Annotated in this window: 13 protein-coding genes and 2 pseudogenes; 2 read left to right on the top strand and 13 right to left on the bottom strand. The window is 37.1% G+C overall.

Features of this window, described 5'->3' with window-relative positions:
* Positions 1-32 precede the first annotated feature (32 nt).
* Together ACNQFZ_RS20050 and ACNQFZ_RS20045 are read left to right on the top strand one after the other, a co-directional pair.
* Positions 33-344, top strand: a pseudogene (locus tag ACNQFZ_RS20050) (IS110 family transposase); the annotation flags it as partial.
* Between the two features lie 354 nt (positions 345-698).
* Positions 699-788, top strand: a complete 90-nt coding sequence (locus ACNQFZ_RS20045; RefSeq protein ID WP_458413061.1) for a DnaA N-terminal domain-containing protein — start codon at positions 699-701, stop codon at positions 786-788.
* A gap of 197 nt (positions 789-985) precedes the next feature.
* Here ACNQFZ_RS20045 and ACNQFZ_RS20040 read toward each other — a convergent pair whose 3' ends face one another.
* The 13 genes and pseudogenes from ACNQFZ_RS20040 to ACNQFZ_RS19980 form a co-directional block, all read right to left on the bottom strand.
* Positions 986-1,261, bottom strand: coding sequence for a hypothetical protein (locus ACNQFZ_RS20040; protein ID WP_458413060.1), 276 nt, complete (start codon positions 1,259-1,261; stop codon positions 986-988).
* Between the two features lie 710 nt (positions 1,262-1,971).
* Positions 1,972-2,136: an IS1096 element passenger TnpR family protein gene (locus tag ACNQFZ_RS20035; RefSeq protein ID WP_458415452.1), complete on the bottom strand. Its 165-nt coding sequence runs from the start codon at positions 2,134-2,136 to the stop codon at positions 1,972-1,974.
* A 231-nt stretch (positions 2,137-2,367) separates the two neighbouring features.
* Positions 2,368-2,964: a hypothetical protein gene (locus ACNQFZ_RS20030; protein WP_458413059.1), complete on the bottom strand. Its 597-nt coding sequence runs from the start codon at positions 2,962-2,964 to the stop codon at positions 2,368-2,370.
* Positions 2,965-2,967: 3 nt separating this feature from the next.
* Positions 2,968-3,048, bottom strand: a pseudogene (locus ACNQFZ_RS20025) (SHOCT domain-containing protein); the annotation flags it as partial.
* Between the two features lie 215 nt (positions 3,049-3,263).
* A complete protein-coding gene (locus ACNQFZ_RS20020; RefSeq protein WP_458413058.1) occupies positions 3,264-4,388 on the bottom strand; it encodes an SPFH domain-containing protein in 1,125 nt (374 codons plus the stop codon).
* Positions 4,389-4,406: 18 nt separating this feature from the next.
* A complete protein-coding gene (locus tag ACNQFZ_RS20015) occupies positions 4,407-5,003 on the bottom strand; it encodes a PH domain-containing protein (RefSeq protein WP_458413057.1) in 597 nt (198 codons plus the stop codon).
* Between the two features lie 959 nt (positions 5,004-5,962).
* Positions 5,963-6,445 (bottom strand): hypothetical protein, encoded by a 483-nt coding sequence (locus ACNQFZ_RS20010; protein WP_458413056.1) that lies wholly within the window; start codon positions 6,443-6,445, stop codon positions 5,963-5,965.
* Positions 6,446-6,460: 15 nt separating this feature from the next.
* A complete protein-coding gene (locus ACNQFZ_RS20005) occupies positions 6,461-7,252 on the bottom strand; it encodes a hypothetical protein (RefSeq protein WP_458413055.1) in 792 nt (263 codons plus the stop codon).
* A 20-nt stretch (positions 7,253-7,272) separates the two neighbouring features.
* Positions 7,273-8,700 (bottom strand): dynamin family protein, encoded by a 1,428-nt coding sequence (locus ACNQFZ_RS20000; RefSeq protein WP_458413054.1) that lies wholly within the window; start codon positions 8,698-8,700, stop codon positions 7,273-7,275.
* A gap of 126 nt (positions 8,701-8,826) precedes the next feature.
* Complete coding sequence (locus ACNQFZ_RS19995; protein ID WP_458413053.1) at positions 8,827-9,732, bottom strand: hypothetical protein; 906 nt, start codon at positions 9,730-9,732, stop codon at positions 8,827-8,829.
* Between the two features lie 6 nt (positions 9,733-9,738).
* Positions 9,739-10,062, bottom strand: a complete 324-nt coding sequence (locus ACNQFZ_RS19990) for a hypothetical protein (RefSeq protein ID WP_458413052.1) — start codon at positions 10,060-10,062, stop codon at positions 9,739-9,741.
* A 10-nt stretch (positions 10,063-10,072) separates the two neighbouring features.
* The gene (locus ACNQFZ_RS19985; protein WP_458413051.1) at positions 10,073-10,957 is read right to left on the bottom strand and encodes a hypothetical protein; all 885 of its coding nucleotides are present in this window, start codon (positions 10,955-10,957) and stop codon (positions 10,073-10,075) included.
* On the bottom strand, positions 10,947-13,367 hold the full coding sequence (locus ACNQFZ_RS19980) for a dynamin family protein (protein WP_458413050.1): 2,421 nt from the start codon (positions 13,365-13,367) through the stop codon (positions 10,947-10,949). Before ACNQFZ_RS19980 ends, ACNQFZ_RS19985 begins: the two co-directional genes overlap by 11 nt.
* Position 13,368: the final 1 nt, after the last annotated feature.

The following is a 13,368-nucleotide window of genomic DNA, read 5'->3' as shown; positions in this document are numbered from 1 at the left end:
CATTATTAAAATATCATTTTTACCCATTTTAGAAGAATTTATATTCTAGTCTAATATTAAGCCTAGATATGTATATTAAAATGCTTCTTGAATACAAAAAACATCTATCCAAGCTTGAAGATGAGATAGATGCTTTAGCGAAAAGTATTGAAGAATATGAGATTACCCGTTCAATTCCCGGAATAGGTGAAAAAATCGCCGCCACGATTATTTCTGATCAAAATCGAAAACAAAAAACAACGGATGAAATCATCCCACGCAACAAGCGAATACGTGCCTTTTATGATAAGAAACGAGAAGAAGGAAAGCCTTATAAAGTAGAATTAATCACGTGCGTTAATTAACTCTTACATTGGATCTATGCAATTTTAAAAAACAAAACTACATTCCAAGATATAGCTTGATTTAACACCATTACTAAACAAACCAAGACTTTCCAAACATTGTATTTGGAGGGTTGTTTGGCATGCGCAAATTTAGTATTACATGAAACATTTAAATTTCTATTGAAAAATGTTGATAGCTAATGGCTGGTTTTGCGGAAGACTGACTTTTTGTCATTCAGTGGTAAAAAATACGTCAATGATGGTACATTTCATTGGCTGTAATCAGTTAAAAGAAAAGGAGTTGTTCTTTAATGAAACTAAAATGAGAAGATGTTTTAGAAAACATTAAGAAAAAGATCTTCTAGCCAAGTTTTGAATGATGATGTAGTTTTTGTAATGGCCCCAAATGATTTTGCAGATGACTGGCTAGACGCCCGTTACAAAACAATGATATTTGAATAAATAAGGGAAGTTGTCGGCCGCACAATGGTAGTTAAAATTGGAACAGATAAAAATAGACCTTTAGAACGGACGCCCTTTGAAGAGCCTACACACCCAAATGCTTATGAAGAATTAAAAAGTCTAATTAGAGCACAGCAAATAAATTTTTTCAATTTTGTTCTGGTGTCTTAACCTTGCCATCCCCTCCAAATAATTTATTATTTTTTATACAGTTTATTAAATGCCGTTTTAAACAGGATAAATAAGAAACATGTAAGCAAAAATGATACAATCACAAATTGTGCAGGGGTTAATGGGCGACTTACTATACCAAAAGCTACTTCATTTTGAAGATACTGGACTTCATCATAAGCATTTACAATACCTGGTACATAATAAAGAGTTTTGAAATAGCCATAGCCAATAGTGCCAACAAGAAACAACACATGAATTATGAGTGAAAAAATTAATGAATGCTTAATAGTCCTTTTCATTTAAGTAACCTCAATAATATTCCTTGAATCTCTATTTTACTAAATTAAGAAATAATTCTAAAAGCCTCCATTTCATTAAATTGTACCATTATTGCTTTAGGAGTGGAATTGAAAATTCAGTATGAAAAAGGGTATGCCCACCCTCCCCTACAAAATTCGTTCCATTGAAAAAATGTTAATAAGTCAACAAGTCCCTGGCACCTTGTTATAGATAAACGCAAAAAACCGTACGAGCGAAAAAATCACTGTACGGTTTAAAACATTGTCATATGTACTTTGGCGGGACCGTGTGAGAATCGAACTCACCTGACCGCGCACGGCGGTCAAGGACGGTTTTGAAGTTCTATACAGTATGTATTTTCTAATATCATAAAGTCCCATAAAGTGCTATAGAATAAGGTTTCTGTGATATAGAATGTTTTGTAGTACCATTAAATTTTTACAATTGGGCACCAAACTCGGCACCGAATTTTTTTATGAAATATGATGTTGCTTAAACGATAAAACTTGAAGGTTGGAAACTTTTTTGATACCACCCGGATTCAAAAATATGGTCAGCAAGAAACTGACCACATTTCACCTTTTAAATAAATGTTTCCCCACTCATCGTGTTCCGAGTGTATGTGGCAACACATGAGGTGCTGGTGAGTAAGAGCAATCAATTCAAGGATTACAAGTAACAATTCATCAGGTTAAAACCCTGTGTACATTTAAAAATGAAAACTAGCTAATTTGCGATTAATATCTACTTTATAAAAATATTCTGGATCAAACTTTCTACCGCCAGTGTCTTTTTCCGCCCATGAAAGCATTTCATAATATTCTTCATGGTTCGGATCATTGATAATATTTATAAACTCTTTATAACCACCAATGCATATCGGATATGTCTTTTATCGCTTCAGCGGTACGTGGAGACAAATCAACGATTTTGCTGTTCTCTGGAACATATCGACACCATGACTACTTTTCCGGTGGTAGCCATCCTTCTTCGTAGTGTATGGAATTTAGGAAGGTCTTTCCGTTTCCTATAACCAAATAAGGCACATCATCACGGTTAACAAAAACTTGATTTTTCGCATCTATAACGTATTTTTCAAAGACTATCATAGGATTATCAAGCTGTCACAGTACTTACAATAATTTGATTTTCCAATCACTACTTCATTACTTGCGCCACATGTTTGACACTTAACTATCTCCTTAACAAACTTTTCAGGAATATAATTTTTATCCACCAACAGTCCCTGCTTATAGTCAATATAGTACCCATTTATGTAATTTGAATCGATCATATTTTGAAGGTCATTCATAACTTGGCGTGGATTCGAATTATTAATATCCGCGATTTGTTGAATTAATAGTCTGTCATTACCTTTGATAATAGCTAAATATTTTTTATATTTCCCAGATAATTGAGTCAATCTTAATGCAATAACAAGACAAACAACTGCCGCTAATATTAAAACTATAGCTTCTATAAGATATGGTATCCTTTCGCTCAAATCATGATGAATCGTAGTTTCTGTTGTTTTTTTCCAGAAAAGGTGCCCTGTTTCTTTTGTGATTGTCTCATTTTCTTCGGTAAAAGCAAAATAGGATAATAAACCAAAATCAAAAGCAAAAAATGCGGCAAACAATAGTCCATTTCTAAGTCCATTGTGATATTTCACCGGAACTTTACTTAAGGCATTTGTTAACATAATCTACAACCCCATTATCTCTTTCTTCTTAGAGTCAAACTCATCTTGCGACAAAACTCCGTCATCGAGCAAGTCTTTAAGCTTCTTGAGGGCTTGATTTGCTCATCAATGACATTTCGGGTTTTGATTCACTTTTTGAGGCGTTCTGTGGGTTCAAACATTAAGCCATATCATTCCAAAAATCATACCTGCTCCATTCCCTAAACCAATGTACTGAATACCCTGTGCTAAAGCAAACCAACTAATATGATCGGCTTTTGCATGTTATACCACTTATTAATTTAATTTGTGACGCTTTATTACAGTCCCATGATTTCTTTCTTTTTGGCATCAAACTCTTCTTGTGTTAAAACCCCCATATCAACTAGTTCTTTTAGCTTTTTCAATGTTTCGATTTGCTCGTCGAAAGACATTGAAGAACTTGGCGTTGAAGCAGGCTGGCCTTGAGGTCCAATATTCTGGGCCATATTCATTCCAAAGAGAATAGCGCCGCCGTCCCCAAGTCCATTATCTTGAATACCCTGAGCAATTTTTTGCTGTGCAGCAATATTGGATGCTCTCTGTGAAACATCTTCATATGCTCTCATATTCATCTTGTTAGCAGAAAACTGGTTAACAAGCTCTCTAGATTCCGGTGAAAATTCGATATTTTCAACCGCAACCTTAACAAGTTCAAAACCGAATCGTTCTTTCCATGTGCCAGCATTATATGGATCTTCAGCTATTCTCTTTGAAATTTCAACTGCCTGTGAAGGCAACTGAGAAATCCTATATGTAGTTGAAAGTGAATTCAATGCAACGATAAATGATTGTACAAATTCTGAAAGAACTTGAGCTCTCACTTTTGGATTATCAAATGAATAGCTATTTACGTTAGCTGGCACAAAGCTTTTTATAAAATTCTCAGGATCAACAATTTTAATAGAGAAGCCACCATATGCATAAATTTCGAGGTCGCAACCATAATACAAATCATTATAGACCTGAGGGCCACGTGTTCCAAATTTAATATCACGAATTTCACGTAAATTGACAAATGCTATTCTCTTTTCTGAAGAAGGGATGCCACCGTAACCGATTCTGTCTTTAACCTGTTTAAAGATTGATGCTACTATATCCTCTCCATTAAATACGCTTTCCTCACCATCTTGATATTCATAGACACCAGGAGTTGTGATTATGTTTTCAATTCCTGCTTGATCAAAAATGAAGGCTGCTGTATTTTCAGGAATAAATATTTTCGAGCCGTTTGATATAACATCCATTAAGCCATGTTTATTGACTCCACGCCCATTGTTATTCATTTTAAGTATTCCTGGTGCTACAGCTGTATGTTCATCAAATTGTCCAGCAGTTATTAGTTCTTTCCACTGATCAGCAAATACTCCCCCTACCGAATTAGAAAGTGCTTTTATAAATCCCATAGTCATCAACCTCTCTCATCATAAAATTTGGTCTGTATAACAATATCTGCAGCGTATGCTTTGACCTTTGGTTCCAGAAAGAGGTGACATACAACCGATACATTTTTTTGTAGCCTTTACCGGTTCATCCGCAGCTTTGATTTTGGATTTAATTCCGAATGTTCCTTTAAAAACATCTATAGTATCTTTAAGCGTTTCTGTTACAATTTCTGCTCCGGGAATTGCAAATTGATTTGCTACTGAATTTCTCGAAGACTCTTTCCCAATTAATACCTTGCTAATTTCATTAATATATTTCACAATTTCTTTTTTGCCTGAGTTTTGAAATTTGAAAGACACTTGGCCATTTTTAAAATATATCTGAAGATTAGGTATACCATTTGTACTTTTTCCCATAATAGCCTGTGCTTCGCCATTTATGATTTTCACCTGATTGAGTGGGTATTTCTGCACCCTTTTTGTATTCCCAAACATGCCTTTACTAACATGTATAATGTTCATGTTAGTAAGAATAAGTTCATCTGTATATGCGGTCATAAGCCCGCCGCCTTCACAAAGGACACCGGTACTCTGAATAAGAATGGATTCACTTGGCTCTAAATTATAATTTACCATATTTATCCTCCTAAGCTCTTATATTGACGTTCAGCCTTTCCTTTAATTCGTTAGGAAAGTCCCCTATCCCATCAATTATCGGGGCAGTTTTTTCATTGTACATAAAGCACAAAACTATTGACAATGCATTGTTTTTTGATAAACAAAAACGTTGCTGCCGGTAGCACCAATAACACCTATCCTTGTAATCTTCTTTTTTATTCTGAATAGAGACGAGTATATTATTACTCCCCACAAAATAAGCAATACCCCTATAATTATGGGCGTTTATACTCCCCTTCATTACCTAATATTACCATAATAGCTAATCGACCTCCTATGAAACTTTCTATTTTTGAAGAAAAAAGCCCCTTTTTCATTTCCTGCTCCTATAATCCACATATTACCTATTGAAATAAATTCTCAAATGGTTATGTTTCTTCCTGTCGGTGGATGAGCTACCGAACAAATTATTAAAACCAGGAGGAAAAACACCACGAAAATCACAATCAAGACCCCTTCACATAAAATCCGCAACAATACCGAGAAGGCGATTAATCGGCTAAAGGAAAGAGGGCTAGCTTCATGATCACAAAACAGCCTCAATATATGGAAAAACTCTGCCAAACCGTTCTAACAGGAACATTATCGCCCTTTATTTTTAATAGCTTCCTAGAATACCAGAAACAGAGGAGGGAACGTATTGGACCAAAATCAAGATAAGGATTTCTTCCCTGGCCAGAAAAAAAATCGACAAGTCACTGTGACTTGTCGATTCGGACATGATTTATTAGCCTAGACGCCATAATCATAGATAATTGGTTTTTCGACCAAGTATGTCATGCCCGCCAATCCATATAAAAACCCCAAAACCATTTCCCTTCCCCCAACCATTTAGGAAGAGGCAGATATCAGTTATTTCTGTTTGTCTCTTTAACAAAATTAATCTAGAAAACCTTCATAATGGCAGTCACATATAGTTATTTGTTACTTTTTCTTAATGAAACTAAAGAGTTACCATTTGAAGAAACGTCACTTTGCTTACTAGGTTCACTCTCTATTTCATTTAGAATGATGTCTACATGTTCAAGTAACTCATTGGCCCAGTGGATTTTAACAATTTCTTCGATGATTCCCATACGTGTCTCAATGTTCGTTTGGGACTGATTTATTAGTTTTTCCAATTTTGTTTGTGATGTTTTATATTTCTTTTGTGAATAAGCCTGTTCTTGTCTGAGCACAGTCATCTGTTCATCAATTCTATTGTTTTGTTCATCCATCTGTTTCGATAATGTGCTAATTAATGATTTCATCTCCAACGAGATGTCGTTTCTCATCTTCGTAACGGCATTCGTGTGATCTTGCTGCAATTTCGTAATCATCGTAGTTATTTCAGCTTGATTTCCTTCAATTCTTTTAATATCTTGATAACTTGCTAGACCAATATTTTTCCAAAAACCCATAACTGCCTTCCCTTCTTACCTTACACTTTGAAGTTCTTTTACTGCAAGGTCGCATAAATCCATTGTATAGGATATTTTTTCTTTGATCCCCTCTAGCTCTGTTTCATCTTGTGATTTTGCATGTTGTAGCTCATCTAAGAGCTTATTTTGATTTTGAATCGTTTTTGAAATTTGGTCGACCCGTGATAGGATTAGTTCCTGCACCATTTCTTGTTGACGATCGCTTAACTCTTCAATTTTCTCCATGAAATTGTTAACTGCTGTTTTCATCACATTATTCGAAAACTGGCTGATATTCCTCTCCCTGTCGGAGTCTGAATGAATCGATAGAATACTTGTTAATTCATAATTATCCAATGAAAACGCATGATCTATTTCTTTCTTTATGCTACCTTTTATTTTTTTTCTTAAGTCTTCAGCTTCTTTTTTCAAATCTTTAATTGGTAGCTGTTTAAGGAAGGAATCAACCTCCTGCATGTCCTCCAACTGACTAATCACTTTGTCAAAATAATCATTGGCAATGGTCATTAATTCTGCTTCCACCCGCTCCGCATCTTTATGAAATGTTTTTGCATATTCAGCTAAATCCCGATTGACCTCTTTTGTTTCCTCTACAGATGCATTGTTGCTGTCGTATCGTTTATTTTTAAAAAAGTTATAAATCTTTTTAGCCATCGTAAAGAGATCTGATAGGGTAGGACCTGGTACGATTGGCGGAATTGGACTCCGTACAATATTTGAAACAGCTTTAACAGTTGATGATACCGCTTTGGATACAAACGAACCGACTGAACTCCAAAATCCCATATTTTCACACTTCCCCTCGTTTATACAAGTTTTGTTGTTTGTTTCTTTAATTCCTTAATATAAGCTACATTATTTTTCTGCATTGTAAATAACACATCTTGTAACCCTTTTTGGTTATCTTGTAATTCTTTTACCTCGATTTCCTTTTCCTTAGCCGCTTTGATTATTTTTTCTAAATCCTGATTTGCCGTTTGGAGAATATCAGATTGAGATTTTTTAATATATAAAAACAATTCAACCAGTTCATTTTGCAAGCTTTCAAATCGGCTTTTTAGCTCTTGGATTAATAATTGTTCGTGTTTGTATACAATTTCATTGAAAAGAGTTTCTCTAAAAATTTCAATCTTAGAATATTGCTTTGCCTCTCCAATGATATCTTCCATAGGGGACTCGAAATCGAAAAGTGAGTTCTCCAGCTTCTTTCGCTCACGAATCGTTAAATGAGGATAAGATATAGCTTGATTAAATAAATGGGCAGATATGCCAAAAATATTCTTTTTTGCTAATTCAGTAGAGCCATAGCAATCTGTACCTTCAAGGTAGGATATCCACTTATTCTTCAACCTTTTCCAGTCGGTTTCCGGTTCGTTAAGAAGATCAATTTGTGTACCTAGGGTATATACCTTCCCAGGATTCTCACGACAATTCGCGAATACATTATACATGGTTTGTAAATCGCCAGTATTTAGTGTTTTCGATAATGCACATAAAATCACTGCATTCGCTCTATTAATATAATTCCTCGTTACATCCGAGCGATAGCGGACAACGTCATTCAATCCGGGCGTATCAACGAAAACAACTTGCTCCGGAAGATTAAAATCGGCAACCCCAACTTCAACCTCTTTGACAAAATAATGCTTAGGATCCTGAGAGGAGGTCCATTCTTTTATTGTTCTCTCCAGTTCATCATCATTTTCGGGTTCTAAATATACATTTTCCTTATTAATCCAAAGTTGCCTAACACTTTCAGCGTTTAGCATCGTGTACTCTTTCATAAATGTTGAAAGTGGATTTTCTTTAACACTATCCCATAACATTTTCCACTCGGAAGAATTATAAAATGAAATTTTCACAAAGTTCTTTCCGCGTCCAGAACGAAATTTGGTAAGCACAGCTGTTTCAGGTGTTACTGCCGTCGATGCCAACTGTTTTCCTAATAAAGCATTAATTAGGGTAGATTTCCCTGCTTTAACTACACCGATAATTGCAACGTGAAATTCAGGCTCACGGCATTGTGTAATGAAAGAACCCATCTTTGATAAAATATTAGAATCCAGTAAATCCTGAACGGCGTCTTCTTTCATCAGTCTTTGCACCCGTTCAAGCATGTAGGCATACCGGTCACTTGTACTATTCCATAAAACCGGTCGTCTAACATTCGAAAAATCATTCATATCTTCCATTACTTTTGAGATTGATAGTTTCTTTGCGCGTTTCGTTGTCATGAATGAATCACCTCGTCATTTGAAATCTATATTTAATTTTAATATTATCAGAATTAATGGCTATTAAGCATTTGTGGATAACTTATGAATTTATCAAAACAATTGAACACGATACTTGGTCCAACTTCACAGTCTTTCGAACTGTGTCATTAGTTGTTTTTGAATTTCTAAGGCTTTTACTCTTTCATGATGTTTGGAGTCAGCCAGTTGTTCTACGAGTTCTTTTAGTATATTAATTCTTTCACTAATGTCTTGTTCGGTGTATTCACTATGTTCTCTTATATCCTCTGACGCCCGCTTCACTTCTAGTTGATAGCTTATGATATTTTCATTAAAGTCTTCGTATTGTTGTTTTAACCCTTGTATATATTCTGTGTAATGGTCAAGGAATTCCGTTTGGATGTTCTGGCTGTTTTCCATTTCGTCCAGTACCAGTTTTGTTTGCTGTTCTACCTTATTTTCAAGGTCTTGAATGGAATCGATGACCTTGCGGAATTCATTGGCTAGTCCATCCTGGAAGGCGTCCGCGGACTTTCTTTCTTTTTCAAAATTTACAGCCATTTCATTTAATAGACCTTCAAAAGACTTAATGATTACATCAGAAACAGCCGAGAATTGTTGCTCAAACCTGGCATTCAATTTTCTAATCTCATCTACTACATCATTGGAAACCCGTTCAACCAATTGACGGCTTTCTTCTACCGTATCCTTCATTTCCTCTCTGCCATCTACTATTGAAATAGTAACTGCATCAACAGCTTCTTTTATTTCATAGAGTGCCGTTTGGCTAGACTTCGTGATTTCTGAAAGATACTCTTTCTGCTCATTGGATATTGTCTTAATTGCGCTCACCAACTCTTGATGCTCTTCACTTCTTTTAATCCCCTTTATATAAAAACCTACCCCTAGCGAAATCCCCGCCCCTGCGACCATAACATAACCGGCCCAAGGAATCGTTTCAACAACCGGAGTAAAGCACATGCCAATGAAAACCATGGCAATGGCAAATAAGATACTTTCTGTATTCTTCACACTCAATCAGCCTCTTTTCCTTGTAACACAAATCCAGTCATCCATCGTTTTTTCAAAAATATTTAAGATATGAAGATCCTTCACTCGATTTTCTCCAGCAAGCGACTTTTTCAAGTCCTTCCAGTTCGCTTGTTCCTCTGCGGTCGCCAATTTATTAAAGAACAGCTCACATAGCTGAGCAAGATAGAAAGTCTTTTCGGCAATGGGCAAAGGCCGAATGTATTCAAGCCATTGCTCCACCTTTTCCGTTTGGGAGGGCTGATTGCAATTGATATATTCCAACAACCTATTCTCGAGATAAGCCCAGTTCGCTTCTAATGTAGTCAGCATCTACTCAACCTCATTTTTGTAACCACCATTTTAAAAATTCCCCTACCCTATTGATATTTGACTCCTGTGGGGGGATACTCCTAATCTGATATAAATAATCCCTTACCTTTTCCATCAGTTCTGGCACAAACTCTTTTATTTCGATATGATTCAGCAGCCAATATTCGTCCAGCATCTGCATCGCCGCACGGTCAATTGTTTGCTTCCATAATTGTTCTCTTAGCTTACTATTTCCTTCTTTCAGTGCCCGCTGCAAACCGAGTTTTAACCCAACCGGCGTGTTGGGATACTGCGGCATCAGTGCTTCTGTTTTACCCGCTTCTTGAACATCAGCCACATCTAGAAACAAGCCATATGTAAAATCATCGTAAGAAACAGACCAATTGACATGCCAGTTGTCGTCAATCATATGCTGCCAACCAACTAAGCCTGCCACTTTTTTCTTTAAAAATAAACTATGCATCCATTTTTCAGGCTTTCCATGAGTAAACACAACGAATCTGTCAATCTCGCTTTGGTAAAATTTAATAACACGGAACGGAACAAAACAAATGGTTACATAACGTAGTAAAGGGCTTGAGCACTTCATGATAGAACCATGTCCTCCCAAGCTTTTGTCCCCTTCACCATAAACCATAAAAATAAGATCCTCCGGCTCCTGCATATGATAAAACGGACCTTTTCTTTGTCTGATTTCATCTAACACACCGGTTACATAGACGACAAGCGGAGCAGCTCCATCCGGCAAAGCCGGCAACTTGTGATTCATATTTTCATCCAACTGACCGTAGCTATATAATTCATTCCAAAGCGAAAGGGTAGGAGGTCCACCCTGTTGCTCCCTTTCAATACAGGTTGAAATCCATTCAATCACCGCTCCGACATCAATCATCATGTTGCATCAACAGCTGCAGCTCCTTGCAGATGCTTAACGCATGTTGCAGCTCAGCAAGGCGATTTGTGATCGTCCCTTGGTTTTGATTGGAATCTACTTCAATGGATTTCATTTTTTCAATCAGTTGTGAAAATTGGTCATCATAATAAGATGGAAGGGTATTCTCCAATAGGAGATAAGCTTTATCCATCTCTAGTTTTACCCAACTATTATACTTTTCCTGTTCACTAAGCTGCAGTGCCTCTAACTGTTCCTTGACCATTTCCTCCAATTTACGTTTTTGTAACTGGGCTTGGTCCCGTTTCATCGCTTGTTCCAACTTACGAAATTCCTCTTCTTTGCTCCGTTCAATCTGCTCAAGCTTCAATTCAATGTTCTGTACAATGGTTGCATTGGATTTTTGCTGTTCCTTCAGCTGCTGCAACTCATTTTTTTTGCTATGGTATTGACTCTCAATTTGTTGCTTTTTCATAAAAAATTTCTGACGGTGCTCTTTATCTAAAACCTGTTCCGCCTTTCGACCGCCATCAATAGCTTGTCCAATTGCAGTTGCAGCTGTTTCAACCGGACTTGTTAATTTGCTTAGTACTTTTAAGGATTCAAGGCCAACCTTTTTCAAAGTTTCCTTCCCTGCTTGTTTAGCAACCTCTTCGGCGGTTTCTTTTACAATCTGTTTGGCTGCCTGTTCTACAACTTCCTTGCCAACTGCTTTACCTGATACTTTTACTACTTGCTGTACAGCCTTCTCTGTGGCTTCTTTTCCAATAGCCTTACCTGTTTCTTTTACAACCTGTTTAGCCGCCTGTTCTGCAACTTCCTTGCCAACAGCTTTTCCGGTCTGTTTAGCGACTTCGGCTCCTGCCTTACCCGCCGCTTGTGCTCCCGCGGAAGCACCTGCTGTTGCGACAGCCAGTGCGATTGATGCTGCAATATCACCCGCGACACCAATGGCCTTAAAGATTTTCGTTGCTTTATTGGGATCGAAATTCACATCATCAACATATTTGGGAACATACTCCTTAAACAACTGTTCTTCAAGCTCTTGAAGGGATTGTTGTAATTCTTGCATTTCAGATTTCATTCCAGGTTCCTGTTGTTGGTCTAACAAGATTTCTAAGCGTTTCTTACGTTGTTCGAACTGGGTTTCAATCTCCTGCAACCTTTCCTCGTATCTTAGCTTCAAATCTTCTAAACTTGGCTCTTGAATTTGGATGTTCACATCTGTAATGTCCAACTCTGATAGTTTAAATAAATTTTTATTTGCCATTACCTCTGAAAGCCTATCTGCAAATCTTTGATAGATTTTATTCCGCGCTGTTAAAAACTGGCTTTCCACAATGTTATTCAACTGTTCTTGTTGCTGGATTTGTAGCGAATCCAGAAGCTTCATTCGAATTTGCTTGATTGAATCGCGTAAGGTTGCTTCGATGAAGCCCGTCGTGTCCACTTGTAAACTAGCAAGGACTTCCTTTAGAATCGACAATTCTTTATCAACGTGGGCTTGCAGCTTTGTTTGTTCCACTTCAATTTTTCTCTTTTGATCACGTAAAGCCTGTTCACCTTCAAGATTGGCAAGCTCCATCATTTTAATCTCATTTTCAATCGTAACTGCATGTCTTGTGATGAATTCATTCATGGCATACAAGAAACGTTGTTGCTTGAGCTGTATTATATTTCCAGTCACTTGCGGAATGAATTCATCCTTGAAAACTGATAAATTAAAGCCTGTTTTGGCTGACAGAGCATAGACCGGAAAAACCTTGCCTAATAGAGCAGCAAGCTCCTGTTCCACATTTTTACGAACATCTTCAATGGTCTGCCCTTGTGCTTCTTCAATTCGATCCACCTTATTTAAAATAAAATAAAGGTTGGACTGATAAATCACTAAATCCTTCAAGTAAACAATATCTTCCGCCGTCAGACCCTGCCACGGCAACACATAGACGGCTGCATCTGCATCAATAATCGCTTGCTTGGAAGCCTCAATATGGGCTGCATATTTCGTATTCCGTCCCGGTGTATCAATCAAGGTTACTACTTTTAACCATTCCGGTTCACGAAGAGCAATGGCTATTTTCTCAATTCCGGAGACATTGCCCCCGGCCACTAAGGCATGCAATTGATCGATAGAAGTGGCCTCAACCTGACCGTCCTTGTAAATTAAATCAATTTTATTTTCCGCACCAGATGTTATCGTTGTCACGACAGCGGTTGTTTCATTTGTGTGCGTGGGCAGGAATCCTTGATGTTCAATCAGATTATTAATTAATTCCGACTTACCGACACTAAAGGAGCCGAAAAAACCCACGACAACTTGGTCATGCTCTGACTGCTTCATGATTTGCTCAACAAACGCTTGTGCTTCCGTTGGCAATTGCAGCTGATTAAGCTTGTCTCTTACTTCGCTCATC

The organism is Schinkia acidoalkalinis (genome assembly GCF_054301215.1).
This window is presented reverse-complemented; position numbering and strand designations above follow the sequence as displayed.

Coding starts and splice junctions, on each gene's coding strand:
- ACNQFZ_RS19980 (WP_458413050.1), bottom strand. CDS start 13,367: ATGAGCGAAGTAAGAGACAAGCTTAATCAGCTGCAATTGCCAACGGAA.
- ACNQFZ_RS20020 (WP_458413058.1), bottom strand. CDS start 4,388: ATGGGATTTATAAAAGCACTTTCTAATTCGGTAGGGGGAGTATTTGCT.
- ACNQFZ_RS20015 (WP_458413057.1), bottom strand. CDS start 5,003: ATGGTAAATTATAATTTAGAGCCAAGTGAATCCATTCTTATTCAGAGT.
- ACNQFZ_RS19990 (WP_458413052.1), bottom strand. CDS start 10,062: ATGCTGACTACATTAGAAGCGAACTGGGCTTATCTCGAGAATAGGTTG.
- ACNQFZ_RS20005 (WP_458413055.1), bottom strand. CDS start 7,252: ATGGGATTTTGGAGTTCAGTCGGTTCGTTTGTATCCAAAGCGGTATCA.
- ACNQFZ_RS20040 (WP_458413060.1), bottom strand. CDS start 1,261: ATGAAAAGGACTATTAAGCATTCATTAATTTTTTCACTCATAATTCAT.
- ACNQFZ_RS20010 (WP_458413056.1), bottom strand. CDS start 6,445: ATGGGTTTTTGGAAAAATATTGGTCTAGCAAGTTATCAAGATATTAAA.
- ACNQFZ_RS20030 (WP_458413059.1), bottom strand. CDS start 2,964: ATGTTAACAAATGCCTTAAGTAAAGTTCCGGTGAAATATCACAATGGA.
- ACNQFZ_RS19985 (WP_458413051.1), bottom strand. CDS start 10,957: ATGATGATTGATGTCGGAGCGGTGATTGAATGGATTTCAACCTGTATT.
- ACNQFZ_RS20000 (WP_458413054.1), bottom strand. CDS start 8,700: ATGACAACGAAACGCGCAAAGAAACTATCAATCTCAAAAGTAATGGAA.